Below are 26,541 nucleotides of genomic sequence, written 5' to 3'. Positions count from 1 at the left end.
CCCAGCTCCCCGCCCCCCCGCCCCGGGGCGTCAGGGGCGGCCCGCCACGATCCACGTCGACGGCAGTTCGACGCGGGTGCCGTCGGGGCCGTGCTCGGTGGTGGCCAGCGGCAGCGTGCCGCTCGCGAGCACGTCGAGTCCGGCCGACCGCAGATACCCGGTCAGCGCGTCGTCGCTCACCTCGCCCGGGGCGATGCCGTGCCGCAGGACCGGGGCCAGCTTGGGCGGCGGCCCGGCGGGGCCCCGCGCCAGTCCCATGAGGACGCGCTTGGCGGCCTCGGAGGGTTCGACGAGCAGGACCCGGCCGCGCTCGCCGGCCAGGGTGGCCAGCCCGTCCGCCATCGCCTGCCGGTCGCCCGGGTCGCCCTGGTGCAGGACGCCGCGCACATAGAGGTTGGCGTCGCCGAGTTCGCTGTGCAGCGTCTGGACCTCCGCCTTGTCCACGACGTCGAGCAGCCGGTAGGCCGCCTGCCCGGCCGGGTCGGCCCGGCGGGCGTGGTCGAGGGCCGCGGCGGACAGGTCGGCGCCGATCACGCGCGGGAAGCGGTCGGCGAGGAAGCGGGTCTGGGTGCCGTTGCCGCAGCCCAGGTCGATCATCACCAGGCCCGGATCGGTCAGGTGCGGCTCCAGCAGGGGCAGATGGCGGCCGGCGGTCAGCGCCGGCTCCGCGTCCCAGAACACGGCGCCCGGCTCCCCGGGAGCCTCGCGCCAGAAGCCCTCCCAGGCGTCCCGGTACCGACTCGTCACGCTCATGACCGACTCCCCCTGGGGTGCGACCGGCGACCGCCGAGTGACGGGCGGATCCGGTCTATCGCGGCCGGGCCGGGTCCGACAAGCGCCCGGCGCGTACCTTCACGCGTCTCGTCCGGAACCTCCGCCGACGTTCAGCGGCCGGGGAGCGTCAGTTCGAACCAGACGGTCTTGCCGGTGCCCGTACGACTCGCTCCCCAGGCGCGGGCGAGCGCGCTCACGACGCGCAGCCCCCGTCCGGCGTCGTCCTCGGGGGCGGTGTCCAGCAGGGTCGGCAGCTCGTGGCCGTCGTCGTCCACCTCGCACAGCAGCGTCTCGCCGCGGACGAGCCGCAGTTCCACGGGGCGGTCGCGGGAGTGCCGTAGGGCGTTGGTGACCAGCTCGCTCACCATGAGTTCGGCGGTGCCGGCCAGCCGGGTCAGGCCCCAGGCGCGCAGCCGCTCGCGGACCAGGGAGCGGGCGCGGCCCGTCTCGGCCGGGTCGAGGGCGAGGCGGTGCACGGCGACGTCGGTGGGGGCGATGCCGTTGAGGCGGGCCATGAGCAGGGCGACGTCGTCCTTGCGGCCGTCGCGGGGGTTGAGGGCGCGGATGATCGTGTCGCACGCCTCGTCCATGGACGCGGCCGGGTGGGCGGCGGACGCGCACAGGACGGCGAGTCTGACACCGATGTCTTCGCCGCGCAGCTCGACCAGGCCGTCGGTGCACATGACGATCCGGTCGCCGGGCTCGACGCGGACGCGGACCTCCTCGAAGGGCACGCCGCCGACGCCGATCGGCGCGCCCGTGGGCAGGTCGAGCAGGTCGCCGTGCCCGCTGTCGGCGCGGACCAGGACGGGCGGGATGTGTCCCGCGTTGGCGAGGCGCAGCTCGCCCGCGAGGGGGTCGTAGACGACGTACAGGCAGGTCGCGAGGTAGTTGTCGCCGAGGCGCTGGGCGAGGTCGTCGAGGTTGCGCAGCAGTTGTGCGGGCGGCAGGTCGAGGGCGGCCATGGTCTGTACGGCCGTGCGCAACTGCCCCATCATGGCGGCCGAGTTGAGGCCGTGGCCCATCACGTCGCCGACGACGAGGGCGGTCCGGGCGCCGGGCAGCTTGACCGAGTCGAACCAGTCGCCGCCAACCCGTCCGAGGAGCGTGCCCGGCAGGTACCGGGTGGTGATGTCGCAGCCCGCCATGCGCCGGGGGATCTGCGGAAGCATGCTGTCCTGGAGGGTCTCGGCGACGCTCTCCTGGTAGGTGTACATGCGGGCGTTGTCGAGCACGAGGCCCGCTCTCGCGGCGAGTTCGGCGCCGGTGACGCGGTCCATGTCGTTGAACTCGGCGCGCTCGGGGTGGCGCAGCAGGATCATGAAGCCGAGGACGACGTTGCGGGCCTTGAGCGGGACGACGAGCATCGAGCGGCCGGTGATCAGCGGGCGGATGTCCCGCTTCTCGAACTGGGACGCGATGGCGTGGCCCATCTCGGGGGTGGTCCGGGGGACGAGCACGGGCTCGCCGGTCGTCATGCACTGGAAGAACGGGGTGTGGGCCGGAAAGGGCATGGCCTCGCCGACGGGTACGACGTCGTCCCAGCGGCCGGGTTCGTCGGTGTGCTCGAGGGCGACCCGGTGCCACAGCGTGGTGGTGTCCGGCGCCCCGTCGGGGAATCCCTCGCCGGCGACGACCTGTTCGCGCAGATAGGTGCCGGCGACGTCGGTGAACCGGGGCACGACGGCCTTGCTGACCTCGACGATGGTCCGCGCGAGGTCGAGGGAGGTGCCGATGCGGCCGCTGACCTCGTTGAGGAACTCCAGGCGCTCGCGTACGGCGGCGTACTCCAGGTCCTCACCGTCGTCGGGGTCCTCGGCCGGCGCCGGTAAGCCATGGGCGGCGGCCCGGGCGGCCCGCTCCCGGCGGGCCCGGCGCTCGACCCGTCGGGGCACGCCCCAGTCGGGGGTGACGGGGACCCGGTCGTGCTGGCTGAACTCCAGGACGGGGTAGCCGAGTTCCAGGATCTGGCCGACGATCCGGGCGCTCTCGTCGACGCTCATGCTGGGCAGGATCTCGGGGAGCTTCGAGGCGAGCTCCTCGGCGCCGGGGAAGTCGGTGTGCAGGGCGAAGGCGGGTGCCACCCGGTCGAAGCCGGGGTCCTCGCCCGCCGCTTCCTGCTGGAGCCGGCCGACGTCGGCGCCGAGCACGAGCAGCCGCTCGGGGCCGGGGCCGACCAGCGGGTAGGCCCACCACAGGACGTCGACGCGGTCCCGCTCGGGCACGGTCAGCCGGGCCCGTCCGGCGGCCGGGTAGTACAGCCGTCCGTCGAGGGACGTCTCCAGGTCGTGCCCCGCGTCGTCGTAGGGCCCGTACGGCCCGTACGGCGAGATGTCGTCGTCCTCGGGCAGGGCTCCCGACACCGGCAGGAGATCGACGGCGGGATGCCCGATCGCCTCCTCCTTGGTGGCGCCGAAGAGGCGCCGCGCGCCGGAGCTCCAGTGGGAGACGAGCCCCGCGCGGTCGACCACCACCACGGCGAGCGGGATGCGTCCGGTCGCGGCGTGCTCCGTCGCCGTGCCGTCCCTTTCGGTGCCACGGTCCATGGCCCAGGCCCTCTCTCCCCACGGTCCGCAAGATCTGCGCGCCCCCACCACCGTACGGGTCCCCGCCTCGGGGATGTGTGGCAATAGGGGAATTGATGTACCGGGTTCACAACGGCGCGCGCGGGGGCGGAAAGATCCGGCCGCGCCCCTTTCCCGCAGGACAGCGCCGGGTCGGGCGGCCGGGTCAGTCCTCGTGCCCGAGCTGGAGGTCGCGTTCCGTGCGCCCGCCGCGGGCGACCTGGAGCACGGTGGCGACCGGCGGGTAACCGGCGGCGATGACCGTGTACTCGCCGGACGGGAGGTCGGTGAACCGGAAGGTGCCGTCGGGTCCGGTGGTGAGGGTGTCGACGACGTTCCCGGCCGCGTCGAGGAGGGTGACGCGGGCGTCCTCCACGGGGCGTCCGCCGCCGGCCCGGACGGTGCCGCGCAGGGCGGCGCCGCCCGCGAGTTCGATGTCCTGCCGGGTCTCGCGGGCCGCCTTGACGGTGACCGGGACGGCGGCGGGCCGGAACGCGGTCGAACTGGCGGCGAGGGTGTACTCCCCGGCGATCAGTTCGGTGATGACGTAGCCGCCCTCGCGTTCGCTGCGGGTGGTGGCGACGACCTCGCCGCGGACGTCGGTGAGGGTGACGGTGGCGTCCACGGGGGTGCCGTCGGGGCTGAGCACGCGTCCGGCGAGGCGCCCGGCGCCACCGAGCAGGATGTCGAGGTCGACGGGGCGCTCGCCGACGGTGACGGACACGGCCTGCGGCTGGTGCCCGCCGGCCGCGGCGATCATCACGTACGCCCCGGGGCCGGGGGCGGCCAGGGCGAACCGCCCGTCCTCCGCGCTGGTGGCGCGGCCGACCTGCTGTCCGGCGACGTCGATCAGGGTCAGCGCGGCGCGGGGCACGACCGTGCCGTCGGCGTGCTGGACGGCGCCGCGGACGGCGAGCGGCGCGCCGTGCGGCGAGCGGGCCTGCGGGACGGAGGCCGACGGGGCGGCGGCGCTGGTCTCCTCGGTGGGGGCGTTGTGGGTCACCAGGGGTTTCTCCTTGAGGAAGAAGGCGATGAGCAGGCCCAGCACGAGCACCGGGACGAGGTACAGGAAGATCCTCGGCATGGCGTCGGCGTACGCCTGGATGTAGGCGTCGCGCAGCGCCGGGGGCAGGGTGTGGACGAGCTGCGGGGTGATGGCCTCGGCGTCGGGCAGGTCCGCGCCCGCCCGTGCGGGGAGCCGGTCGGTGAGGGCGTCGGTGAGCCGGCCGGCGAAGAGCGTGCCGAAGACGGCGGCGCCGACGCTGCCGCCGATCTGCCGGAAGTAGTTGTTGGCGCTGGTGGCCGTGCCGAGGTCGGCCGGGCGCACGGAGTTCTGCACGGCGAGGACGAGGACCGGCATCACCATGCCGATGCCGGCGCCGAGCACGGCCATCCAGACGCTGTAGTGCAGCCGGGGCGTGTCGGTCTCCAGCCGGGACAGCAGGAACATGCCGACCGCCGAGAGGGCGCTGCCGAGGAGGGGGTAGACCCGGTAGCGCCCGGTGCGGCTGATGAGCTGGCCGCAGACGATGGAGGCGCCGACGATGCCGCCCATCATGGGCAGCATGAGCAGCCCGGACTCGGTGGCGGTGGCCCCGTCGACCATCTGCAGGAACGTCGGCAGATAGCTGGCGGCGCCGAACAGCGCGACGCCGATCACGAGGCCCACCAGGGCGGTGACGTTGAAGACGGAGTCCCTGAACAGCCGCAGCGGGATGAGGGGTTCGGCGGCGAAGCGCTCGGCGACGAGGAACAGGACCGAGGCGAGTGCCGCTCCGGCGGCGAGGCCGAGGATGACGCGGGAGTCCCAGGCGTGCTCGGTGCCGCCCCAGCTGGTCAGCAGGACCAGGCAGGTGGAGGCGGCGGCGAGCAGCAGGGCTCCGAGGACGTCGAGCCGAGCCCGGCGACGGGGCTTGGGGAGCTTCAGCACGACGGCGACGACGGCGAGGGTGACCAGGCCGAAGGGGACGTTGATGTAGAAGCACCAGCGCCAGGAGAGGTGGTCGGTGAAGTAGCCGCCGAGCAGCGGTCCGGCGACCGAGGCGAGGCCGAACGCGGCGCCGATCAGGCCCATGAAGCGGCCCCGCTCACGGGCGGGCACGATGTCGGCGATGATCGCCTGGACGCCGATCATGAGTCCGCCGGCGCCGACGCCCTGGACGGCCCGGTAGGCGATCAGCTGGTCCATGGTCCCGGCCCGGCCGGCGAGCGCGGAGCCCACGACGAAGACGACGATCGCGAACTGGAAGACGCCCTTGCGGCCGAACAGGTCGCCGAGCTTGCCGTAGATCGGCAGTCCGACGGTGGCGGTGAGCAGGTAGGCGGTGATCGCCCAGGACATCCGGTCGAGGCCGTGCAGCTCGCCGACGATCTTCGGCAGGGCGGTGGCGACGATCATCTGCTCCAGCGCCGCCAGCAGCAGCGCGAGCATCAGGGCGAAGAACACCAACCGCACCCGGCGCGGGGGCAGTTCGCCCGGGGCACCGGGGGCGGGAGGCGGGGCGTCCGGGGGTGCGGCGACCGGTTCGTCCTGTACCAGAGTGCTCCCGCCCACGTACCCGCTCCCCTCGTCGCACTGCCGCACCATGTCCGCGTAGGCGAACAACTACGGGCAAGCGCGACGAGTTACGGAACCAGGTCGGTCGCGGATGAGAACCACTCGATCCGGTGAGGACGGCAACGGCCGCCGGGCCCCGGCGGGTTGGAGCACCCGGGTGCTACTTCTCCACCTCGGCGGCGAGGTTGGCGAGCAGCGCGTCGTAGATGCGGCCGAGACCCTTGGGCGCGAAGGTCCGCTCGAAGAAGCCGCCGATGCCGCCGGCGCCCTGCCAGGTGCTGGTGACGACGACCCGGGACCTGCCCTCGCCGGCCGGGGTGACCCGCCAGGTGGTGACCATGGAGGAGTTGCGGTCCTTCTCGACGAGCTCACCGTCGGTGGGCTCGGTGACGTCCAGGAGGCAGTCGCGCACGCGTTTGCTGGTGGCCTGGAGCTTCCAGTGGACGAGGGTGCCCTCGCCGTCGCCGCCCTCGCGCACCTCGTACTCGCTGAAGTGCTCGGGCAGCAGCTTCTTCCGGGTGCCGGTGTAGTCGGCGAGGGCGTCGAACACCTTCTCCGCATCCGCCGCGACGACCCGCTCCGTAGTGGCCTCGACCTGCGCCATCGACTTCCTCCAGGACCTGAGTTCTCGGGGTTGGGGCAAGCCAACCACCCCGGTGGCACCCCGCCCAAATCGGGGTGCCGAACGGCTCACGGAACCGGTCGCGAGGCGATCGGAAACGGAGACGGGCCAGGGGTAGCACGATCAAGGGAACATGTGTTCTATTCTGGGGGCAGTGCTACCGAGGAGGCACCATGCGCTGGGAGAACCTCGCCCTGGAGACGGACCACAGCCGGGCCGACACCGGTCTGTTCGGCGCGGACGCCGTGGTCACCCGCACCTTCGACACGCCCGAGTTCGCCGGGATCACGTTCCACGAGATCCGGGCCCGCTCGATCGTGAACCGGGTGCCGGGCGCCTCGCGCATGCCTTTCGAATGGACGGTGAACCCGTACCGGGGCTGCTCGCACGCGTGTGTGTACTGCTTCGCCCGCAAGACCCACAGCTACCTCGACCTGGACACGGGGCTCGACTTCGACTCCCAGATCGTGGTGAAGGTGAACGCGCCGGAGCTGCTGCGCCGGCAGCTGGCCTCCCGTCGCTGGCAGGGCGACCACATAGCGATGGGCACCAACGTCGACTGCTACCAGCGCGCCGAGGGCCGCTACCGCCTGATGCCGGGCATCCTGTCGGCCCTGCGCGACCACGCCAACCCCTACTCGATCCTGACCAAGGGGACGCTCATCCTGCGCGACCTCGACCTGCTGAGGCAGTCCGCCGAGGTCACGGACGTGGGCGTGTCCGTCTCGGTCGGCTTCGTCGACCGCGAGCTGTGGCGGACCGTGGAGCCGGGCACGCCCGCTCCCGAGCGGCGCCTGGACGTCGTGCGGACCCTGACCGAGCACGGCCTGGGGTGCGGGGTGCTGATGGCGCCGGTCATCCCGTTCCTCGGCGACCAGCCCGCGCAGCTGCGGGCCACCGTACGGGCGATCGCCGCCTCCGGCGCCACGTCCGTCACCCCGCTGGTGCTGCATCTGCGGCCCGGGGCGCGCGAGTGGTTCATGGCGTGGCTGGGCCGCGAGCACCCGCATCTGGTGCGCCGCTACGAGCGGCTGTACGCGGACGGCGCCTACGCGCCGAAGTGGTACCAGCGCCGCATCACCCGTCAGGTGCACGAGCTCGCCCAGGAGTACGGCATCGGGCCCGCCCGCCCGGGGATGCCCCGCCGCATCCCCGAACCCGTCCCCGCCGAGCCGGAGCCCGGGCCCACCCAGCTCACGCTGCTCTGAGGGGGCGCCGCGGCGGCATCGGGGGGCATCTCGCGACCCGATCGGGTCACATCCGGGCGGAACCCGTTCCTCCGGGCGTCCGTTCCGGGACGAATGCGGCACGGGCCGTGGCACGCGCGGCCCGCTGCCGCATTCGTCCTGGGAGGACCCCTTGGGAAGACGCGCAACCGTACTGTGCGGCGCCGCACTCGTCGTGGCCGGGACCCTGACCGCCGTCCCCGCCGAGGCGAGCGCCCCGCCCGCCGCTCCCCTCACCTGGAAGAAGTGCGGCACCGCCAAGTACCCGACGCTCCAGTGCGCCTCGCTGAAGGTGCCGCTGGACCACGCCGCACCGAAGGGCCGCACGATCACGCTGGCCCTGTCCCGCGTCCCGCACACCGCGAAGACGTACCAGGGCCCGCTCCTGGTCAACCCCGGCGGGCCGGGCGGCAGCGGTCTCGCGCTGGCCGGTCATGTCGCCTCGGCGCTGCCCAAGGCGGTGGCCGCGCAGTACGACGTCGTCGGTTTCGACCCGCGCGGCGTCGGCCGGAGCCGCCCGGCGCTGGACTGCCGCCCCACCCACTTCGCGCCCGTGCGCCCGGACTCCGTGCCGAGCACGCCGTGGGTGGAGCGGGCCAACCTGCTGCGCGCCAAGGAGTTCGCCCGCGCGTGCGGCGAGAAGTACGCCGACGTGCTGCCGTACATCGACACGGTCGGCGCCGCGCGCGACCTGGACCTGATCCGCGCCGCCCTGGGCGCCCCCCGCATCAGCTACTTCGGCTACTCGTACGGCACCTATCTCGGCGCGGTGTACGCCAAGCTCTTCCCGCAGCGGGTGCGGCGGGCGGTCCTGGACTCCGTCGTGGACCCCACCGGCGTCTGGTACGACGACAACCTCGCCCAGGACATCGCCTTCGACGACCGGCACCGCGCCTTCCTGGCCTGGGTCGCCCGGCACGACCGGACGTACCGGCTCGGCACGGACCCGGCCCGGGTCGAGGAGCGGTGGTACGCCCTGCGCACGGCACTGGCGCGGACCCCGGCCGGCGGCACGGTGGGCCCGGCCGAACTGGAGGACACGTTCCTGCCCGGGGGCTACTACGACGGCTACTGGCCGCAGCTCGCCCAGGCGTTCGCGGCGTACGCGAACGACCGGGACGACGGCCCGCTCGTCGAGGCGTACCGGCGGTTCGGCGCGGCGGACGAGGCCGCCGGGAACGGCTACAGCGTCTACGCGGCCGTGCAGTGCCGCGACGCCGCCTGGCCCCGCGACTGGCACCGCTGGCGGGCGGACAACTGGGCCGCTCACACGAAGGCGCCGTTCATGACCTGGAACAACGCCTGGTACAACGCGCCGTGCGCGTTCTGGCCGACGAAGGCGCTGAAGCCGGTGGACGTGACCAACACGAAGGTGCCGCCGGTGCTGATCTTCCAGGCGACCGGCGACGCGGCCACCCCGTACCAGGGGGCCGTCACCGTCCACCGGCGGCTGGCCGGCTCCCGGCTGGTCGTGGAGCAGGGCGGCGGCAACCACGCGGTCACCCTCGGCGGCAACAGCTGTCTGGACCGGCACCTGGCGCGGTACCTGGCCGACGGCACGCTGCCGCGCGGATCCGGTGAGGCCGACGCGACCTGCGCGGCGTCCCCCGCACCGAAGCCGGCCACCGCGAAGACGACGAAGTCGACGACCCGCGGCACGGAACTCCACGACCTGGTGGGTTTCCGCCCCTGACGCCGATGGTGCCCGGTCAATGGGAGGCCCGGCGGGCGGAGCGGTGCCTAGAGTGCACGGCATGGACGATCAGCGCCTCACCATCCGGCCCATGACCTCGGACGACTGCGACCGGGTCGCCGAGATCCGGGTGGGCGGCTGGCGCGCCGCCTACCGGGGGATCGTGCCGCAGACCTACCTGGACGCCATGGACGTGGCCCAGGAGGCCGAGCGGCGCCGTGCCCATCTCGCGGCGGCCGGCGGCGCGGTGGTGAACCTGGTGGCGGAGGAGGGCTACCGGGTCGTCGGCTGGGGCTGCCACGGCCCCTACCGCGACCACGACGGCACCCGCACCGAGGGCGCCGAGCTGTACGCGCTGTACGTGGACCCGGCCCGGATCGGCACCGGGGCGGGCCGCGCCCTCCTCGCGGAGTCGGTGCGCCGGTGCGCGCTCGCCGGGCACCGGCGCATGCTGCTGTGGGTACTGAGGGACAACGCCCGGGCCCGTCGCTTCTACGCGCGGGCGGGCTTCGGGCCGGACGGTGCCGCGGAGCCCTTCGAGGTGGGCGGGGTGGCGGTGCCCGAGGTGCGGTACGCCCGCGCGCTCCCGTCCGGCTGACGGCCGGCCCGCACCCTCAGCGCCGGCGCGGGATCCGGCCCAGGGCCCGCACCGCCGCCTCCGCCAGGGCCGGGTGGGCCAGCGCCTCGTTCAGGACGCGACGGGCCCGGTCGTCACCGAGCACGCCGAGCCCGTCGACGCAGGCGAGGGCCACCCGACGGTAGGGGTCGTGCGGGCGCAGCCGCCGCTCCAGCGTGGTGATGAGGGCGGGCACCGCCTCGGGGGCGCGCAGCTCCACCAGCAGGCGGACCGGGTGCAGCGCGTAGGCGACCCGCAGTTCGTTGGTGGCGAGGGCGGCCGCCGCGCGGGCCGTGCGCGGGTCGCCGAGCCGGGCGAGGGCGTGCGCGGCGGAGGCGCAGCGCTGCGGGTCCCGGTGGTTCAGCAGCAGGACGAGGGATTCGAACGCCCGCCGGTCCCCGGCGAGGCCGAGCCGGAACGCGGCCAACTCCCGGGCCCACAACGGCTGTCCGGGAGCGGTCAGCACCTCCGCGAGTTCGTCGAGGTCGGCGGTGGCCACGAGGCGGTCGTACGCGGGTGTCGCTCCGGACTCCTGCCGTAAGCGCTCCGTGAGTGATCGCAACTCTTCGCTCATGGGAAGAGACTAGGCGCGCGGTCGGGGGTGCGGGACCTACATCACAAACCCGGGGGGTGGCGCGCTCGTTACCCGCGAGTTAATCTCAGACGAGCGAGTTACCCACTCGCACCCCCTCGCGGCGGCCTGGTGACGCAGCCCTCGCGAGAGCAGTCGGTTCGGTACTTCAGGTACCGCAGTACGACTCGGCCACGGGACAGGGCCGGTCGGTCATCACCGCTCCTCGGACGTGTGCACGTCCGCAGCGACGGCACCGGGCGTGTGCGCTCGCAGCCCGGCAACACCCGCACTCCTTCCGCGTCCGGCGCGTCCGGACGCGTTCCCAGTCGTCACCCTCATTCCTGGAGTCCCGCGATGGCCACTCCCCTGTCCGACACCTCTCTGTCCCCGCTCAGGACCGTCGCCGTGGTCGGCCTCGGCACGATGGGCACCGGCATCACCGAAGTCCTCGCCAAGGCCGGCCGCCAGGTCGTCGGCATCGACATCAGCGAGGCGGCCGCCGCCCAGGCCGTCACCGCCCTGGAGTCCTCCACCGCCCGTGCCGTGGAGCGCGGCCGGCTGACGGAGCAGGAGCGCGCGGACGCCCTCGCCCGCGTCCGCACCTCCACCGACCTGCGGGCCGCGGCCGACGCGGACCTGGTCATCGAGGTCGCCCCGGAGTCGTACGAGATCAAGCACCAGATCTTCCGGGAGCTGGACGGCATCGTCCGCCCGGAGACGATCCTCGCGACCGGCACCAACGCCCTGTCGGTGACCCGGCTCGCGGCCGACTCCGCCCGCCCCGAGCGCGTCCTCGGCCTGCACTTCTTCAACCCGGCGCCCGCCATGAGGCTCGTCGAGGTCGTCTCCTCGGTGCTGACCGCGCCGACCGCCGTCTCCGCCGTCACCAACCTCGCCCTGGACCTCGGCAAGGAGCCCGTCGCCGTCGGCGACCGGCCCGGATTCGTCGCCGACGGCCTGCTGTTCGGCTACCTCAACCAGGCCGCCGCGATGTACGAGGCGAAGTACGCCTCACGCGAGGACATCGACGCCGCGATGCGGCTGGGCTGCGGGCTGCCCATGGGGCCGCTCGCCCTGCTCGACCTGATCGGCATCGACACCGCCCGCACGGTCCTGGAGGCCATGTACGCCGAGTCCCGCGACCGGCTGCACGCCCCCGCCCCGATCCTCAAGCAGCTCAGCGAGGCGGGCCTGACGGGCCGTAAGTCGGGCCGCGGCTTCTACACGTACGAGGCCCCGGGCAGCGCCACCGTCGTGCGGGACGCGCTGACGCCGCTGGAGGGCGCCTCCCTGACGCCCGGCCGGACGGTCCGCTCCGTCGGCGTGGCCGGCTCCGGCACCATGGCGTCCGGCATCGCCGAGGTCTTCGCCAAGGCCGGGTACGACGTCGTCCTCGCCGCCCGCAGCGAGGAGAAGGCGCAGATTGCGAAGGCCCGTATCGGCAAGTCGCTGTCGCGGTCCGTGGACAAGGGCCGGATGACCGCCGAGGCGGCCGCGCAGACCCTGGACCGGATCACCGCGGCGGGCAGCTACGACGCGTTCGCCGACGTCGACCTGGCCGTGGAGGCCGTCGCCGAGGACCTGGACGTCAAGCGGCAGCTGTTCGCGGCGCTGGACAAGGTCTGCAAGCCGGGCGCGGTGCTCGCCACCACGACCTCCTCGCTGCCCGTCGTCGCCTGCGCCCGGGCCACCTCGCGTCCGCAGGACGTGATCGGCATGCACTTCTTCAACCCCGCGCCGGCCATGAAGCTCGTCGAGGTCGTCCGCACGGTCCTGACCGCCGACGACGTGCACGCCACGGTCCGCGAGGTCTGCGCGAAGATCAGGAAGCACGCCGTCGACTGCGGCGACCGGGCCGGGTTCATCGTGAACGCCCTGCTGTTCCCGTACCTCAACAACGCGATCAAGATGGTGCAGGAGCACTACGCGTCGCTCGACGACATCGACGCCGCGATGAAGCTGGGCGGCGGTTACCCGATGGGCCCGTTCGAGCTGCTGGACGTCGTCGGACTGGACGTCTCGCTGGCCATCGAGAAGGTCCTGCACCGCGAGTTCCGCGACCCGGGCCTCGCTCCGGCCCCCCTGCTGGAGCACCTGGTGGCCGCGGGCTGCCTCGGCCGCAAGACCGGCCGCGGCTTCCGCGAATATGCCCGGCGCTGACGGCATCGGCGACTGGTTCCGAGGCGACCGCGACTGGGGCGGACTGCTCGATCCGGCCGGAGGACCCCCGCCCGCCCAGGGCGGGGGAAACCCCGTACACGCGCATCGAGCTGCGGACATGCAGTACGTTCGGGTCATGTCCCAGCCCGCCAAGTCCTCACGTACACCAGCTGCGCCCGACGCGCCGGAGAGCGCCGCGGGCGGCCGTGCCGCCGCCCAACGGCTCAAGATGCGCCGCGAACTGGCGGCCGCGGCCATGGAGCTGTTCGCGACCAAGGGATACGAGGCGACCACGGTCGACGAGATCGCGGCCGCGGCCGGGGTCGCCCGCCGCACCTTCTTCCGCCACTTCCGCTCCAAGGAAGAGGCGATCTTCCCGGACCACGACGACACCCTGGTCCGCGCCGAGGCGGTGCTCAACGCCGCCCCGCCGCACGAGCACCCGCTCGACACGGTGTGCCGGGGCATCAAGGAGGTCATGCGGATGTACGCGGCCCGGCCGGAGATCTCGGTCGCCCGCTACAAGCTGACCCGCGAGGTGCCCACCCTGCGGGAGGCGGAGATCGCCTCGGTGGCCCGCTACGAGCGCCTGTTCACCCGCTATCTGCTGGGCCACTTCGACGAGCACGCGCACGACGACGACGCCAACGACGACCCGCTGCTGGCGGAGGTCGCGGCGTCGGCGGTGGTCACCGCCCACAACCACGTGCTGCGGCGCTGGCTGCGGGCCGGCGGGCAGGGGGACGTGGAGGCGCAGCTCGACCACGCCTTCGCGATCGTGCGCCGCACGTTCGGTACGGGGATCGGCGCCGGCCGGGACACCGCCCCGCGTACGACGACGGCCTCGGTGGCCACCGAGGGCGAGGTCCTGGTGACGGTGGCGCGGACCGACGCGCCGCTGGACGAGGTGATGCGCACCATCGAGCAGGCCCTCAAGGAACGCTGAGACGACGGACGGGAGTGGGTTCGGCCACTCCCCCGCCGTGATGACGGCCACCCGCCCGGGTGGCCGTTTTGGCATGTCAGGGGCCCTTTTCTGGCGGCTTCCAGAGCCCGTTCGATCGATCATCGCTCATTTGTTACGTAAAGATTTCATCTGAGAGCAACTTCTGGCACGCAGTGCCTTGCCGGATGACACGGCGTGCCATACGTTGAAGGAGTCCGGGCGGCCGGCGTGCAGAGACCTTTCGTACGCCGGCTGTCCCCGCAAGTCCCTCCCGGGGCCTGCGCGCCCGGCGCCTGCGTCACAGGCAACCTCCCGCGCCACCATGCGCCGCCGCACAGCACCACAGGCCGAACCGACGGCACCCCGAAAAAACCCTCAGCAGCACCGACGTAACCCTCAGCGCCCCTCCCTCAGGGCGCTCACCGCCGGAGGCAACACCGTGACCACGAAGGACATCCTGGCCGCGATCCAGTCGCCCGACTCCACGTCGGAGGACTTCGCCGCCCTCCCGCTCCCCGAGTCGTACCGCGCGATCACCGTGCACAAGGACGAGACGGAGATGTTCGCGGGCCTGACGACCCGCGACAAGGACCCGCGCAAGTCGATCCACCTCGACGACGTGCCCCTGCCCGAGCTCGGCCCGGGCGAGGCCCTGGTGGCCGTCATGGCCTCGTCGGTGAACTACAACTCGGTGTGGACGTCGATCTTCGAGCCGCTGTCCACCTTCGGCTTCCTGGAGCGCTACGGCCGCACCAGCGAGCTGGCCAAGCGCCACGACCTGCCGTACCACATCATCGGCTCCGACCTCGCGGGCGTCGTCCTGCGCACCGGCCCGGGCGTCAACTCCTGGAAGCCCGGCGACGAGGTCGTCGCGCACTGCCTCTCCGTCGAGCTGGAGTCCAGCGACGGGCACAACGACACGATGCTCGACCCCGAGCAGCGCATCTGGGGCTTCGAGACGAACTTCGGCGGCCTCGCCGAGATCGCCCTCGTCAAGTCCAACCAGCTCATGCCCAAGCCCGGCCACCTGAGCTGGGAGGAGGCAGCGGCCCCCGGCCTGGTGAACTCCACCGCCTACCGCCAGCTCGTCTCCCGCAACGGCGCCGGCATGAAGCAGGGCGACAACGTCCTGATCTGGGGCGCGAGCGGTGGACTCGGCTCGTACGCCACGCAGTTCGCCCTCGCCGGCGGCGCCAACCCGATCTGTGTCGTCTCCTCCCCGCAGAAGGCGGAGATCTGCCGCTCGATGGGCGCCGACGCGATCATCGACCGCAACGCCGAGGACTACAGGTTCTGGAAGGACGAGAACACCCAGGACCCCAAGGAGTGGAAGCGCTTCGGCAAGCGCATCCGCGAGCTCACCGGCGGCGAGGACATCGACATCGTCTTCGAGCACCCCGGCCGGGAGACCTTCGGCGCCTCGGTCTACGTCACCCGCAAGGGCGGCACCATCACCACCTGCGCCTCCACCTCGGGCTACATGCACCAGTACGACAACCGCTACCTGTGGATGTCGCTGAAGCGGATCATCGGCTCGCACTTCGCCAACTACCGCGAGGCGTGGGAGGCCAACCGCCTCATCGCGAAGGGCAAGATCCACCCGACCCTGTCGAAGGTGTACTCCCTGGAGGACACCGGCCAGGCCGCCTACGACGTGCACCGCAACCTGCACCAGGGCAAGGTCGGCGTGCTGTGCCTGGCCCCCGAGGAGGGCCTGGGCGTGCGCGACCAGGAGCTGCGCGCCAAGCACCTCGACTCCATCAACCGCTTCCGGAACATCTGAGGGCCGGGGGATGACAGAGCGTCAGGAGCCGCAGAGGCAGAAGGACCGTCCGTGGCTCATGCGGACGTATGCCGGCCACTCGACGGCCGAGGCGTCCAACGAGCTGTACCGGCGCAACCTCGCCAAGGGGCAGACCGGTCTGTCGGTCGCGTTCGACCTGCCCACGCAGACCGGGTACGACTCCGACCACATCCTCGCCCGCGGCGAGGTCGGCCGGGTCGGCGTGCCGATCGCGCACCTCGGTGACATGCGCCGGCTGTTCCAGGACATCCCCCTGGAGCAGATGAACACCTCGATGACGATCAACGCCACCGCCATGTGGCTGCTGGCGCTCTATCAGGTCGTCGCCGAGGAGCAGGGCGCTGACATCACCAAGCTCCAGGGCACGACCCAGAACGACATCGTCAAGGAGTACCTGTCCCGGGGGACGCACGTCTTCCCGCCGGGGCCCTCGCTCCGTCTGACGACCGACATGATCGCGTACACGGTCTCCCACATCCCGAAGTGGAACCCGATCAACATCTGCAGCTACCACCTGCAGGAGGCGGGCGCCACGCCGGTCCAGGAGATCGCGTACGCGATGTCCACCGCCATCGCCGTCCTCGACGCCGTGCGCGCCTCCGGGCAGGTCCCCGAGGAGAAGTTCGGGGACGTCGTGGCCCGTATCTCCTTCTTCGTGAACGCGGGCGTCCGCTTCGTCGAGGAGATGTGCAAGATGCGCGCGTTCGGGCGCATCTGGGACCGGATCACCCGCGAGCGGTACGGCATCGAGAACCCCAAGCAGCGCCGCTTCCGCTACGGCGTCCAGGTCAACTCCCTCGGGCTGACCGAGGCGCAGCCGGAGAACAACGTCCAGCGGATCGTGCTGGAGATGCTGGCCGTGACGCTGTCGAAGGACGCCCGCGCGCGTGCCGTGCAGCTGCCCGCCTGGAACGAGGCCCTCGGCCTGCCCCGCCCCTGGGACCAGCAGTGGTCGCTGCGCATCCAGCAGGTCCTCGCGCACGAGAGCGACCTGCTGGAGTACGAGGACATCTTCGAGGGCTCGCACGTCGTCGAGGCGAAGGTCGCGGCGCTCGTCGAGGAGTCCCTCGCCGAGATCGAGCGGATCCAGGAGATGGGCGGCGCGATGGCGGCCGTCGAGTCCGGCTACCTCAAGTCGCAGCTCGTCGCCTCGCACGCCGAGCGCCGCGGCCGGATCGAGTCCGGCCAGGAGAAGATCGTCGGCGTCAACATCTTCGAGACGACCGAGCCGAACCCGCTCACCGCCGACCTGGACACCGCGATCCAGACGGTCGACCCGGCCGTCGAGGCCCGCGTCATCGCCTCGCTCCAGCACTGGCGGGACACGCGGTACCAGCCGCCCTTCAACCACCCGCGCCCCTGCAAGGCGCTGGAGCGGCTGAAGGAGGCCGCGAAGGGCACGGGCAACCTCATGGAGGCCACCCTGGAGTGCGCCCGCGCCGGCGTCACGACCGGCGAGTGGGCCGGGGCGCTGCGCGAGGTCTTCGGCGAGTTCCGCGCCCCGACCGGGGTCTCCTCGGCGCCGGTCGCGATCCCCGCCGAGGAGGGCTCGGCCATGTCCCAGGTGCGTCGCAGGGTGGAGCTGACGGCGAAGGACCTGGGCGTGGGCAAGCTGCGCTTCCTGGTCGGCAAGCCCGGCCTGGACGGGCACTCCAACGGCGCCGAGCAGATCGCCGTGCGCGCCCGGGACGCCGGCTTCGAGGTGGTGTACCAGGGCATCCGGCTGACGCCGGAGCAGATCGTGGACGCGGCCCTCGCCGAGGACGTGCACGCGGTCGGCCTGTCGATCCTGTCCGGGTCGCACGCGCAGCTCGTCCCGGACGTCCTGGAACGCCTCCGTGTGGCCGGTGCCACAGATATACCCGTGATCGCCGGTGGCATCATCCCGAATGGTGACGCCGAGCAGCTGAAGCAAGCCGGAGTGGCCGCCGTCTTCACCCCGAAGGACTTCGACATCACCGGGATCATCGGCCGCATCGTCGACGAGATCCGGAAAGCGAACAAGCTCGACCCCCTGGAGGTCCCCGCATGACCGTCAACCGTCTGCGTCCCCGCCGCTCCTGTCTCGCGGTGCCGGGAAGCAACCCCCGCTTCCTGGAGAAGGCGCAGGGCCTCCCGGCGGACCAGGTCTTCCTCGACCTGGAGGACGCATGCGCGCCGCTCGCCAAGCCCGAGGCGCGGCACACCATCGTCAAGTTCCTCAACGAGGGCGACTGGACGGGCAAGACGCGCGTCGTCCGCGTGAACGACTGGACGACCGAGTGGACGTACCGGGACGTCGTGACGGTCGTCGAGGGCGCCGGCCAGAACCTCGACTGCATCATGCTGCCGAAGGTGCAGACCGCCCAGCAGGTCGTCGCGCTGGACCTCCTCCTCACCCAGATCGAGAAGACCATGGGCTTCGAGGTCGGCAAGATCGGCATCGAGGCCCAGATCGAGAACGCGCAGGGCCTGAACAACGTCAACGAGATCGCCCAGGCCTCCCAGCGCCTGGAGACCATCATCTTCGGCCCGGCCGACTTCATGGCGTCCATCAACATGAAGTCCCTCGTCGTGGGCGAGCAGCCGCCCGGCTACCCGGCGGACGCCTACCACTACATCCTGATGAAGATCCTGATGGCCGCCCGCGCCAACGACCTCCAGGCGATCGACGGCCCCTACCTGCAGATCCGCAACGTCGACGGCTACCGCGAGGTCGCCCAGCGCGCCGCCGCGCTCGGCTTCGACGGCAAGTGGGTGCTGCACCCGGGCCAGGTCGAGGCGTCCAACGAGATCTTCTCGCCGTCGCAGGAGGACTACGACCACGCCGAGCTGATCCTGGACGCGTACGACTACTACACGTCCGAGGCGGGCGGCAAGAAGGGCTCCGCGATGCTCGGCGACGAGATGATCGACGAGGCCAGCCGCAAGATGGCCCTGGTCATCGCCGGCAAGGGACGCGCGGCCGGTATGCGGCGCACGTCGAAGTTCGAGATCCCGGAGGCCTGACCGCCATGCAGTTCGGACGCACCTACGAGGAGTTCGAGGTCGGGGCGACGTACAAGCACTGGCCGGGCAAGACGGTCACGGAGTACGACGACCACCTGTTCTGTCTCCTCACCATGAACCACCACCCGCTCCACATGGACACGAACTATGCGGAGAAGACGACGGACTTCGGCAAGAACGTCGTCGTGGGCAACTACATCTACTCCCTGCTGCTCGGCATGTCCGTCCCGGACATCTCCGGCAAGGCGATCGCCAACCTGGAGATCGAGTCGCTGAAGCACGTGGCGCCGACCTTCCACGGCGACACGATCTACGGCCAGACGACCGTGCTCGACAAGTGGCCGTCGAAGTCGAAGAACGACCGCGGGATCGTGTACGTCGAGACCAAGGGCTACAAGCAGGACGGCACGCTGGTGTGCGTCTTCCGCCGCAAGGTGATGGTGCCCACCGAGACGTACATCAAGGAGCGCGGCGGCGAGCAGCCGGGCCGCCCCGAGCTGAAGGAACAGGGGAAGTAAGCGATGGCCCGTCTCGCCCAGACCGCCGGTCTGACCGACGTCCAGCAGGAGATCCTGTCCACCGTCCGCGACTTCGTGGACAAGGAGATCATCCCGGTCGCCACCGAGCTGGAGCACCGTGACGAGTACCCCCAGCAGATCGTCGACGGTCTGAAGGAGCTCGGCCTCTTCGGCCTGATGATCCCCGAGGAGTACGGGGGTCTGGGCGAGTCGCTCCTGACGTACGCGCTGTGCGTGGAGGAGATCGCCCGCGGCTGGATGTCGGTGTCCGGCATCATCAACACGCACTTCATCGTGGCGTACATGCTGAAGCAGCACGGCACGCGGGAGCAGAAGGAGCACTTCCTTCCGCGGATGGCGGCCGGCGACATCCGCGGCGCCTTCTCGATGTCCGAGCCGGCCCTCGGCTCCGATGTGTCCGCGATCACGTCGAAGGCGGTGAAGGACGGCGAGGAGTACGTCCTCAACGGCCAGAAGATGTGGCTGACGAACGGCGGGACGTCCTCTCTGGTGGCCGTTCTGGTCCGAAGTGACGAAGGACACCCCGAGGGCACGGCCCCCCACAAGTCGATGACGACGTTCCTCGTGGAGAAGGAGCCCGGCTTCGGCGAGGTCCGCCCGGGACTCACCATCCCCGGCAAGATCGACAAGATGGGCTACAAGGGCGTCGACACGACCGAGCTCATCATGGACGGCCTGCGCATTTCGGCCGATCGGGTGCTCGGCGGCGTCACCGGCCGAGGTTTTTACCAAATGATGGACGGCGTCGAGGTGGGCCGCGTCAACGTGGCCGCGCGTGGCTGCGGCGTCGCTCAGCGTGCCTTCGAACTGGGCGTCCAGTACGCCCAGCAGCGTCACACTTTCGGCAAGCCGATCGCCCAGCACCAGGCCATCCAGTTCAAGCTGGCCGAGATGGCTACCAAGGTGGAGGCCGCGCATGCCATGATGGTGAACGCGGCACGCAAAAAGGACTCCGGCGAGCGAAACGACCTCGAAGCAGGGATGGCGAAGTACCTCGCCTCCGAGTACTGCAAGGAAGTCGTGGAGGACGCCTTCCGGATCCACGGCGGCTACGGCTTCTCCAAGGAGTACGAGATCGAGCGCCTCTACCGTGAGGCCCCGATGCTGCTCATCGGTGAAGGTACCGCCGAGATCCAGAAAATGATCATCGGTCGCAGGTTGCTCGAAGAGTATCGGTTCCAGGGATAGATGTCCGAGTTCGGGGTGTTTTCTTCGAGAAGAAGATCACACCCCGTACATACTCTTCAGCCGCCGACTCGGCTTCCTGGCTTGCCCAGTTGTGGGCCGCGACCGGTACGATCCCCGGAAAGCCGCCGTCCCCCGTTGAAGCGCGGCATCATCCGCTACGAAGGTCATCCATGCCCCACAGCCAAACCTCTGCACCACGCGACAGCCGGGCCGGCGTACGCCTCGCGCGCGGAGCATCGCCGTGGCTTCTCCCGACCGTCGCCACCGCAGCCCTCAGCCTGGCCCGCGCACGCCGCTCCGGCGTCGCCAAGGCCGTGGCCGTACCCGCCACCGCTCTGGCGGCGGGCATGCTGTGGTTCTTCCGCGACCCCGAGCGCGAGATCGCCCAGGGCCGGGTCATCTCCCCGGCCGACGGTGTGGTGCAGAGCATCATGCCGTGGAAGGACGGCCGCACCCGCGTCGCGATCTTCATGAGCCCGCTCAACGTCCACGTCAACCGCGCGCCGCTCTCCGGCACGGTGACGTCCGTCGAGCACATCCCGGGCGGGTTCGTGCCGGCGTTCAACAAGGAGAGCGAGAACAACGAGCGCGTAGTCTGGCATTTCGACACCGAACTCGGCGACATCGAGATGATCCAGATCGCCGGCGCCGTCGCCCGTCGCATCGTGCCCTACATCCCGCAGGGCACGAAGGTCGAGCAGGGCGACCGCATCGGTCTGATCCGCTTCGGCTCCCGTGTCGACATCTACCTGCCGGAGGGCGTGGAGGTCGCGGTCGAGGTCGGGCAGAAGACCGTGGCTGGGGTGACTCGCATTGACCGTGATTGATCCAGAGACACAGCCGGGCTGGGTGCCGGGCGCGGACGAGGTCGACGAAGAGGAGGAGATGCCGCTCTCCCTCCGCCTGTCGATAGCGGACACCCTCACCCTCGGCAACGCCACGTGCGGCTTCATGGCGGTGTACTTCACCACCACCGGCATCCTGATCCCGCACCTCACGGGCAGCCAGGAGTCCGGCATGGCCCGCCACAGCGCGGCCACGGCGGTCATCCTGATGCTGTGCGCGGCGGTCTTCGACCTGTTCGACGGCCTGGTCGCCCGCAAGCTCCGCTCGTCCCCGATGGGCGCCGAGCTGGACAACCTGTCCGACCTGATCAGCTTCGGTCTGGCCCCGGCGTACTTCGTCCTGGTCTACGGCATGGTCGCCGACGACGCGCACCAGAGAGTGGCCGCGGTCGGGGCGATCGTGGTGCTGCTGGCGGTCGTGCTCCGGCTGGCGCGCTTCTCCTGCGTGTCCGTCCCCAACGGGATGTTCCAGGGGATGCCGTCGCCGTTCGGTGCGCTGACGGTCGTCTCGATCGTCCTGCTGGAGCTGCCCTTCGTGGCGACCCTGCTGGCGATCCTGGGCACGGCCTGGCTGATGGTGAGCCGGGTGGAGTACCCGAAGCCGCGCGGCCGTCTCGCGATCGCGATGCTGTCCTGGATCGTGGTGTCCATGGGTCTGCTCGCCGCCTGGGCGTTCGACGCCCCGAGCGGTCAGCTGCTCCTCCAGACGGGCTGCGCGCTCCAGCTGGTGACCGGCGCGGTGATCCCGCTGTTCGCCACGGCCCGCCGGGTGAACAACTTCCGCGACAACCGGCGCGAGGCGCGTGCGGCGCAGCTGCCGTAGCGATCCGCCTCCTGTGACGGGAAGGGCCCCGGACCGAACTGGTCCGGGGCCCTTTCGCATGCCCGGGGGCGCGCCCCGGGGTCGATCAGCTCAGGAAGTCCCGCCCGATGCGTTCCGCGACCCGCTCCAGGATCGGCCCGGCGTCCGCGATGCACACCGACACGTCCGGCTCCTCGTCCGTCAGCGGGTACGCCCTGCGGATGCCGGCCCGGCCCAGCGCCTCCGGCGCGAGCGCGAGGCGCCCGCACACGGCGACCACCTCCTTGCCCGCGGCGCGGGCCGCCGCCGCGACCCCGGCCGGGGCCTTGCCGTGCAGGGTCTGCTCGTCCAGGGAGCCCTCGCCGGTGATCACCAGGTCGGCGCGCTCCACGGCGGGCGCGAAGCCCAGGACGTCGAGCATGACCTCGATGCCCGCCCGGAAGCGGGCGCCGAGCAGGAGGGCGCCGTACCCGATGCCGCCGGCGGCTCCGGCGCCCGGCGCCGAGGCGTGCCGGGCGGCCTGGGGGCCGAGGGCGGTCTCCAGGACCTTGGCGTAGTGCGCGAGGGCCGCGTCCAGCGCGGCCACGTCGTCCGGGGACGCGCCCTTCTGCGGGCCGTACACGGCCGGAGCGCCCTTCGGGCCGGTCAGCGGGTTGTCGACGTCGCTGGCGAGCACCAGGTCGATCTCGGCTAGCCGGGGGTCGAGGCCCGACAGGTCGGCGGTGGCCAGATCCGCGAGGCCGCCCCCGCCGGGAGCCACCGGCTCGCCGTCCGCGTCGAGGAGACGGGCGCCGAGCGCGCTCAGCATCCCGGCTCCGCCGTCCGTGGTGGCGCTGCCGCCGACACCGAAGACGACGGTGCGGGCACCGGCGTCCAGGGCCGCCCGCAGCAGCTCGCCGGAGCCGTACGTGGACGCCGTGAGGGGCGCGAGGACCCCGGCGGGCAGCCGCTGGAGGCCGCTGGCCTCCGCCATCTCCACCACCGCGGTGTCGCCGCGCAGCGCGAACGCCGCCGTCACCTCGTCGCCGAGCGGTCCGGCGACCCGCACCTCGTGCCGCTCGAAACCGGCCGCGACCGCCGCGTCGACGGTGCCGTCACCGCCGTCGGCGACCGGCATGGCCTCGACCCGCACGTCCGGGGCGGCCCGGCGCAGACCGGCGGTGATCCGCTCGGCGACCTGCACGGCCGTGAGCGACCCCTTGAACTTGTCCGCGGCGATGAGCACGCGCTGTGTCACCTGTATCCCCTTGCTCTTCGGGCCCCGCACAGGTCGGGGCCGGTCGCGCCGCTGCGACCTTAACCGGCGGCACCCCGGGCCCGCCATGCCCCGGCCGAGGCGTGGGACGGCCCCGGGGTGCGCGGGCGCGTGGGCCGCCGGAATCGGGTACACCGGTCCTATGACCCTTGTGGGCACGGGCCCGGACCTCGCCGACCGCGTCCTCGGCGGCTGGCTGGGCCGGATCGCGGGCAACATGCTCGGCAAGCCGGTCGAGCAGGGCGACCTGTGGACGCGCGACCGGATCGACCGCTATCTGCGGCGGGCGGCGGCCCTGCCGCTCACCGACTATCTGCCCGAGCCGGCCGACGAGGAGGACGGGCGGTCGCTGCGCCCCGAGTGGCGCGAGTGCGTCCGCGGCCGTATCCACGGCAGCTGCCGGGACGACGACGTCGACTACGCGATCCTCGGCCTCGACCTGCTGGAGCGGCACGGCTTCGGCTTCAGCACCGAGCAGGTCGGCGACCTGTGGCTGCTGCGGCTGCCGTATCTGCAGACGTTCACGGCGGAGCGGGCGGCGTACCGCAATCTCGCGAACGGTCTGAAGCCGCCGCTCACCGCCACCTTCGACAACCCCCACCAGGAGTGGATCGGCGCCCTGATCCGCGCCGACGTCTACGGCTGGACCTCGCCGGGCGTCCCCGCGCGTGCCGCGTCCCTCGCCCGCCGGGACGCGGTGCTCTCGCACACCGGGAACGGGGTGTACGGGGCGATGTGGGCGGCCGCCCTGATCGCGGCGGCGTTCACGGCGTCCACGATCCGCGAGGCCGTCGACCGGGCGCTGGCCGTGATCCCGGCGAGCAGCCGGCTCTCCCGCACCGTGCGCCGGGTGGCGACCCTGCACGAGACGCGGATGTCCTGGGAGGACACGCTGGCCACGGTGACGGAGGAGACGGCGGGCCTGGGCTGGATCCACACGGTCCCGAACGCGGCCGTCCTCACCGCGGGCCTGCTGTACGGCGACGGCGACTTCACCCGCACGATCACTCTGACCGTGCGCGGGGGCCTGGACACCGACTCCAACGGGGCGACGGCCGGGTCGGTCGCCGGGGTGCTGAGCGGCGCCGCGGCGATCCCCGGCCAGTGGACGGAGCCGCTGGAGGACACGGTGCGCAGCGCGGTCTTCGGTTTCGACGGGGTGCGGATCAGCGAGCTGGCGGAGCGGACGGTGCGGCTGGCGGAGCTGGGCGCGTGAGCGGGCGAGTTCGGCGGGGGCTGGGCTGGTTACCCTTCCTGGATGACCTCGACGCCCGACTTCGCCGCCTACATCGCGGGTCTGCCCCGCATCCTCGCGGGAGCCGCCGCCCTCTTCCGTGACGCCGGGGGGCGGGTGCTGCTCGTGGAGCCGAACTACCGCGAGGGGTGGGCGCTGCCCGGCGGCACGATCGAGTCCGACGACGACGAGACGCCCCGCCAGGGCGCGCGGCGCGAGACGCTGGAGGAGATCGGCCTGGACCGTACGCTGGGCCGGCTGCTCGCGGTGGACTGGGTGCACGGCGCCGGACGGCCGCCGCTGGTGGCGTACCTGTACGACGGCGGCGTGCTCACCGAGGACGAGCTGAAGGCGATCCGGTTGCAGGAGGAGGAGCTGCTGTCCTGGCGGCTGGTGCCCCGCGAGGAGCTGCCCGACCATCTGCCGGGCGCCCTCGGCCGGCGCGTCCTGGCTTCGCTGGACGCCCTGGAGGACGGCACGGGACCGGTGGAGCTGGAGAACGGGCACCGGGCGGCCTGACCGGGACCGGGACGGGATCGACCGTCGACGTCCCGGGGCGCGGGCTCGTTGGAGTCAGCCCTCGACGTCCCGGGTCCCGGGCCCGGCGAGGTCAGCCCTCGACGTCCCGGGGCCGGACGTCCACGTCGCGCAGAGCGTCGTCGCGCTCGGCGACCCGTGCCTCGGTGCGGTGGCCGCGCTGGACGTAGTCGCGCAGGACGAGTTCGACGGCGTCCTGGGGGCTTCCGACGCCCGCGAGGACCATGGCCTCCACGACGAGTTCGGCATCGAGCGAGACGGTGACCTTGGCCATGCGGGCACGCTAGCACCGGCCGCCGGGCGGGACGGGGCACTCGCTCGAATATCCATTCGCCGCGTTCCGGCCGTCCGTCCTACTCTCGGCGACATGACCAAGCCCCTCGTGGCCCTGCTCAGCGGCGCCGGCATCTCGACCGACTCCGGTATCCCTGACTACCGCGGGCCGAACGGCCTGTGGCGACGCGACCCCGAGGCCGAGAAGCTCGTGACGTACGAGTACTACATGGCCGACCCGGACATCCGGCGCCGGTCGTGGCTGATGCGGCGGGAGACCGGCGCGCTGAACCCCGAGCCCAACGCGGCGCACCGGGCGGTGGCCGAGCTGGAGCGCTCGGGGGTGCCGGTGCGGGTGATCACGCAGAACGTGGACGGCCTGCACCAGCTCGCCGGGCTCCCGGCCCGCAAGGTCCTGGAGCTGCACGGCACCGCACGGCAGGTGGTGTGCACCAAGTGCCACGCCCGCTCCCCCATGGAGGACGCCCTGGCCCGCGTCGACGCCGGCGAGGACGACCCGCCGTGCCTGGAGTGCGGTGGCGTCCTCAAGTCCGCGACGGTGATGTTCGGCGAACGCCTCGACCCGGAGGTCCTCGGCCAGGCGGTCGCGATCACCAAGGCCTGCCAGATCTTCATCGCGGCCGGCTCCAGCCTCCAGGTCCAGCCGGCGGCGGGCCTGGCCGGCATCGCCGCGGACCACGGCGCCCGCCTGATCATCGTGAACGCGGAACCGACCCCGTACGACGACCTCGCCGACGAGGTCGTCCGGGAGCCGATCGGCACGGCGCTGCCGGAGCTGCTTCGCTCACTGACCGCCGTCGGCGACATGTGACCGGCGCTCACGGGTGCCGCCGTCGGCGCGAAGGAGCCGACTCCGGCGGACGGCGTCGGACCACGGACCTGCTCCCGCTCCGGGTGTGTGCAGGGCCGTGCCCGTCACCTGACCCGTCCACCCGGCCGGGTCGAACACCCCCTCCGTGACCCCGTCCTCCGGTACGACGAGGACGGGCAGGGACAGGCCGACGGCGATCCCGGCCTCGAGCTGAAGCCACGGGGACGTCCACCATGTCGAGGAAGGCGCCTCCTCCTCGGTGCCGGGCCGCCACACGGAGCGACGTGCGTCGAGCTGGCGGAATCCGAGCAGGACGACCCCGTCGGCCTGGCACAGCACCTCGGTCAGGGTGTGCCACGGATCCTCGCCGTGGCAGTCCCTGTTCAGCCGGCGGACCCGGAAGGACTCGCCCTCGAGCCATGCCACCCACTGCTCGAGCCGGGTCTGCTGAGGGGCCGTCAGGATGGACGGCGCGCCGAGGAAGACCTCGGCCTCGCCTGTGGGGCTCATGT

At 72.0% G+C, this 26,541-nt stretch carries 23 protein-coding genes; 15 read left to right on the top strand and 8 right to left on the bottom strand.

Translation table 11 applies throughout. The annotated features are described in order from the left end of the window. Window positions 1-30 precede the first annotated feature (30 nt). From ADL34_RS14445 to ADL34_RS14430, 4 genes are all read right to left on the bottom strand, one after another. Window positions 31-753 carry a class I SAM-dependent methyltransferase gene (locus tag ADL34_RS14445; RefSeq protein WP_062667088.1) on the bottom strand — a complete coding sequence of 241 codons (723 nt, stop codon included), beginning with the start codon at window positions 751-753 and terminating at the stop codon, window positions 31-33. 131 nt (window positions 754-884) lie between these two features. Beyond that, window positions 885-3,320, bottom strand: a complete 2,436-nt coding sequence (locus ADL34_RS14440; RefSeq protein WP_062667086.1) for a SpoIIE family protein phosphatase — start codon at window positions 3,318-3,320, stop codon at window positions 885-887. A 184-nt stretch (window positions 3,321-3,504) separates the two neighbouring features. Further along, entirely contained in the window at window positions 3,505-5,892 is a 2,388-nt protein-coding gene (locus ADL34_RS14435) for an MFS transporter (RefSeq protein WP_062667184.1), read from the bottom strand. Between the two features lie 163 nt (window positions 5,893-6,055). Next, a complete protein-coding gene (locus tag ADL34_RS14430; protein WP_062667084.1) occupies window positions 6,056-6,499 on the bottom strand; it encodes an SRPBCC family protein in 444 nt (147 codons plus the stop codon). Between the two features lie 191 nt (window positions 6,500-6,690). Here ADL34_RS14430 and ADL34_RS14425 point away from each other — a divergent pair, with 191 nt between their 5' ends. The 3 genes from ADL34_RS14425 (at window position 6,691) to ADL34_RS14415 (ending at window position 10,034) form a co-directional block, all read left to right on the top strand. After that, window positions 6,691-7,725 (top strand): Rv2578c family radical SAM protein, encoded by a 1,035-nt coding sequence (locus ADL34_RS14425; RefSeq protein WP_062667082.1) that lies wholly within the window; start codon window positions 6,691-6,693, stop codon window positions 7,723-7,725. Between the two features lie 151 nt (window positions 7,726-7,876). Then, window positions 7,877-9,436 carry an alpha/beta hydrolase gene (locus ADL34_RS14420; RefSeq protein WP_062667080.1) on the top strand — a complete coding sequence of 520 codons (1,560 nt, stop codon included), beginning with the start codon at window positions 7,877-7,879 and terminating at the stop codon, window positions 9,434-9,436. A 61-nt stretch (window positions 9,437-9,497) separates the two neighbouring features. Then, window positions 9,498-10,034, top strand: coding sequence for a GNAT family N-acetyltransferase (locus ADL34_RS14415; protein WP_062667182.1), 537 nt, complete (start codon window positions 9,498-9,500; stop codon window positions 10,032-10,034). A 16-nt stretch (window positions 10,035-10,050) separates the two neighbouring features. Here ADL34_RS14415 and ADL34_RS14410 read toward each other — a convergent pair whose 3' ends face one another. Then, a complete protein-coding gene (locus ADL34_RS14410; RefSeq protein ID WP_062667078.1) occupies window positions 10,051-10,626 on the bottom strand; it encodes an adenylosuccinate lyase in 576 nt (191 codons plus the stop codon). A 354-nt stretch (window positions 10,627-10,980) separates the two neighbouring features. Between ADL34_RS14410 and ADL34_RS14405 the strand changes: the two genes are divergently transcribed. The 9 genes from ADL34_RS14405 (at window position 10,981) to pssA (ending at window position 21,919) form a co-directional block, all read left to right on the top strand. Further along, window positions 10,981-12,786, top strand: coding sequence for a 3-hydroxyacyl-CoA dehydrogenase (locus ADL34_RS14405; protein WP_062667076.1), 1,806 nt, complete (start codon window positions 10,981-10,983; stop codon window positions 12,784-12,786). Window positions 12,787-12,922: 136 nt separating this feature from the next. Next, window positions 12,923-13,732, top strand: coding sequence for a TetR family transcriptional regulator (locus ADL34_RS14400; RefSeq protein ID WP_062667180.1), 810 nt, complete (start codon window positions 12,923-12,925; stop codon window positions 13,730-13,732). Window positions 13,733-14,171: 439 nt separating this feature from the next. Continuing rightward, entirely contained in the window at window positions 14,172-15,515 is a 1,344-nt protein-coding gene (ccrA, locus tag ADL34_RS14395) for a crotonyl-CoA carboxylase/reductase (protein WP_062667075.1), read from the top strand. 10 nt (window positions 15,516-15,525) lie between these two features. After that, complete coding sequence (locus tag ADL34_RS14390) at window positions 15,526-17,568, top strand: protein meaA (RefSeq protein ID WP_062667073.1); 2,043 nt, start codon at window positions 15,526-15,528, stop codon at window positions 17,566-17,568. Then, window positions 17,565-18,524, top strand: coding sequence for an HpcH/HpaI aldolase/citrate lyase family protein (locus ADL34_RS14385; protein ID WP_062667070.1), 960 nt, complete (start codon window positions 17,565-17,567; stop codon window positions 18,522-18,524). The genes ADL34_RS14390 and ADL34_RS14385 overlap by 4 nt, the downstream gene beginning before the upstream one ends. A 5-nt stretch (window positions 18,525-18,529) precedes the next feature. Next, window positions 18,530-19,042, top strand: a complete 513-nt coding sequence (locus tag ADL34_RS14380) for a MaoC family dehydratase (protein WP_062667068.1) — start codon at window positions 18,530-18,532, stop codon at window positions 19,040-19,042. A gap of 3 nt (window positions 19,043-19,045) precedes the next feature. Next, entirely contained in the window at window positions 19,046-20,251 is a 1,206-nt protein-coding gene (locus ADL34_RS14375; RefSeq protein ID WP_062667066.1) for an acyl-CoA dehydrogenase family protein, read from the top strand. A gap of 170 nt (window positions 20,252-20,421) precedes the next feature. Beyond that, complete coding sequence (locus ADL34_RS14370) at window positions 20,422-21,078, top strand: phosphatidylserine decarboxylase (protein ID WP_048579466.1); 657 nt, start codon at window positions 20,422-20,424, stop codon at window positions 21,076-21,078. A gap of 22 nt (window positions 21,079-21,100) precedes the next feature. Further along, on the top strand, window positions 21,101-21,919 hold the full coding sequence (pssA, locus tag ADL34_RS14365) for a CDP-diacylglycerol--serine O-phosphatidyltransferase (protein ID WP_062667064.1): 819 nt from the start codon (window positions 21,101-21,103) through the stop codon (window positions 21,917-21,919). A gap of 85 nt (window positions 21,920-22,004) precedes the next feature. Here pssA and ADL34_RS14360 read toward each other — a convergent pair whose 3' ends face one another. Continuing rightward, complete coding sequence (locus tag ADL34_RS14360; RefSeq protein ID WP_062667062.1) at window positions 22,005-23,123, bottom strand: glycerate kinase; 1,119 nt, start codon at window positions 23,121-23,123, stop codon at window positions 22,005-22,007. Window positions 23,124-23,295: 172 nt separating this feature from the next. Here ADL34_RS14360 and ADL34_RS14355 point away from each other — a divergent pair, with 172 nt between their 5' ends. Both ADL34_RS14355 and ADL34_RS14350 read left to right on the top strand, forming a co-directional pair. Then, window positions 23,296-24,369 carry an ADP-ribosylglycohydrolase family protein gene (locus tag ADL34_RS14355; RefSeq protein WP_062667060.1) on the top strand — a complete coding sequence of 358 codons (1,074 nt, stop codon included), beginning with the start codon at window positions 23,296-23,298 and terminating at the stop codon, window positions 24,367-24,369. A 42-nt stretch (window positions 24,370-24,411) separates the two neighbouring features. Next, window positions 24,412-24,906, top strand: coding sequence for an NUDIX domain-containing protein (locus tag ADL34_RS14350; RefSeq protein WP_062667058.1), 495 nt, complete (start codon window positions 24,412-24,414; stop codon window positions 24,904-24,906). A 91-nt stretch (window positions 24,907-24,997) separates the two neighbouring features. Here ADL34_RS14350 and ADL34_RS14345 read toward each other — a convergent pair whose 3' ends face one another. After that, the gene (locus ADL34_RS14345) at window positions 24,998-25,198 is read right to left on the bottom strand and encodes a type II toxin-antitoxin system VapB family antitoxin (protein ID WP_062667056.1); all 201 of its coding nucleotides are present in this window, start codon (window positions 25,196-25,198) and stop codon (window positions 24,998-25,000) included. Between the two features lie 93 nt (window positions 25,199-25,291). Here ADL34_RS14345 and ADL34_RS14340 point away from each other — a divergent pair, with 93 nt between their 5' ends. Then, window positions 25,292-26,029: an SIR2 family NAD-dependent protein deacylase gene (locus ADL34_RS14340; RefSeq protein ID WP_062667054.1), complete on the top strand. Its 738-nt coding sequence runs from the start codon at window positions 25,292-25,294 to the stop codon at window positions 26,027-26,029. On the opposite strand, the gene ADL34_RS14335 is transcribed toward ADL34_RS14340, so the two are convergent. Beyond that, window positions 26,003-26,539, bottom strand: a complete 537-nt coding sequence (locus ADL34_RS14335; protein ID WP_062667053.1) for a hypothetical protein — start codon at window positions 26,537-26,539, stop codon at window positions 26,003-26,005. The two genes, ADL34_RS14340 and ADL34_RS14335, sit on opposite strands and share 27 nt — an antisense overlap. Window positions 26,540-26,541 lie beyond the last annotated feature (2 nt).

The organism is Streptomyces sp. NRRL WC-3605 (genome assembly GCF_001509795.1).
GTDB lineage: Bacteria > Actinomycetota > Actinomycetes > Streptomycetales > Streptomycetaceae > Streptomyces > Streptomyces viridochromogenes.
The sequence above is the reverse complement of the archived record's forward strand: the minus strand, read 5'-3'. Positions and strand labels throughout refer to the sequence as shown.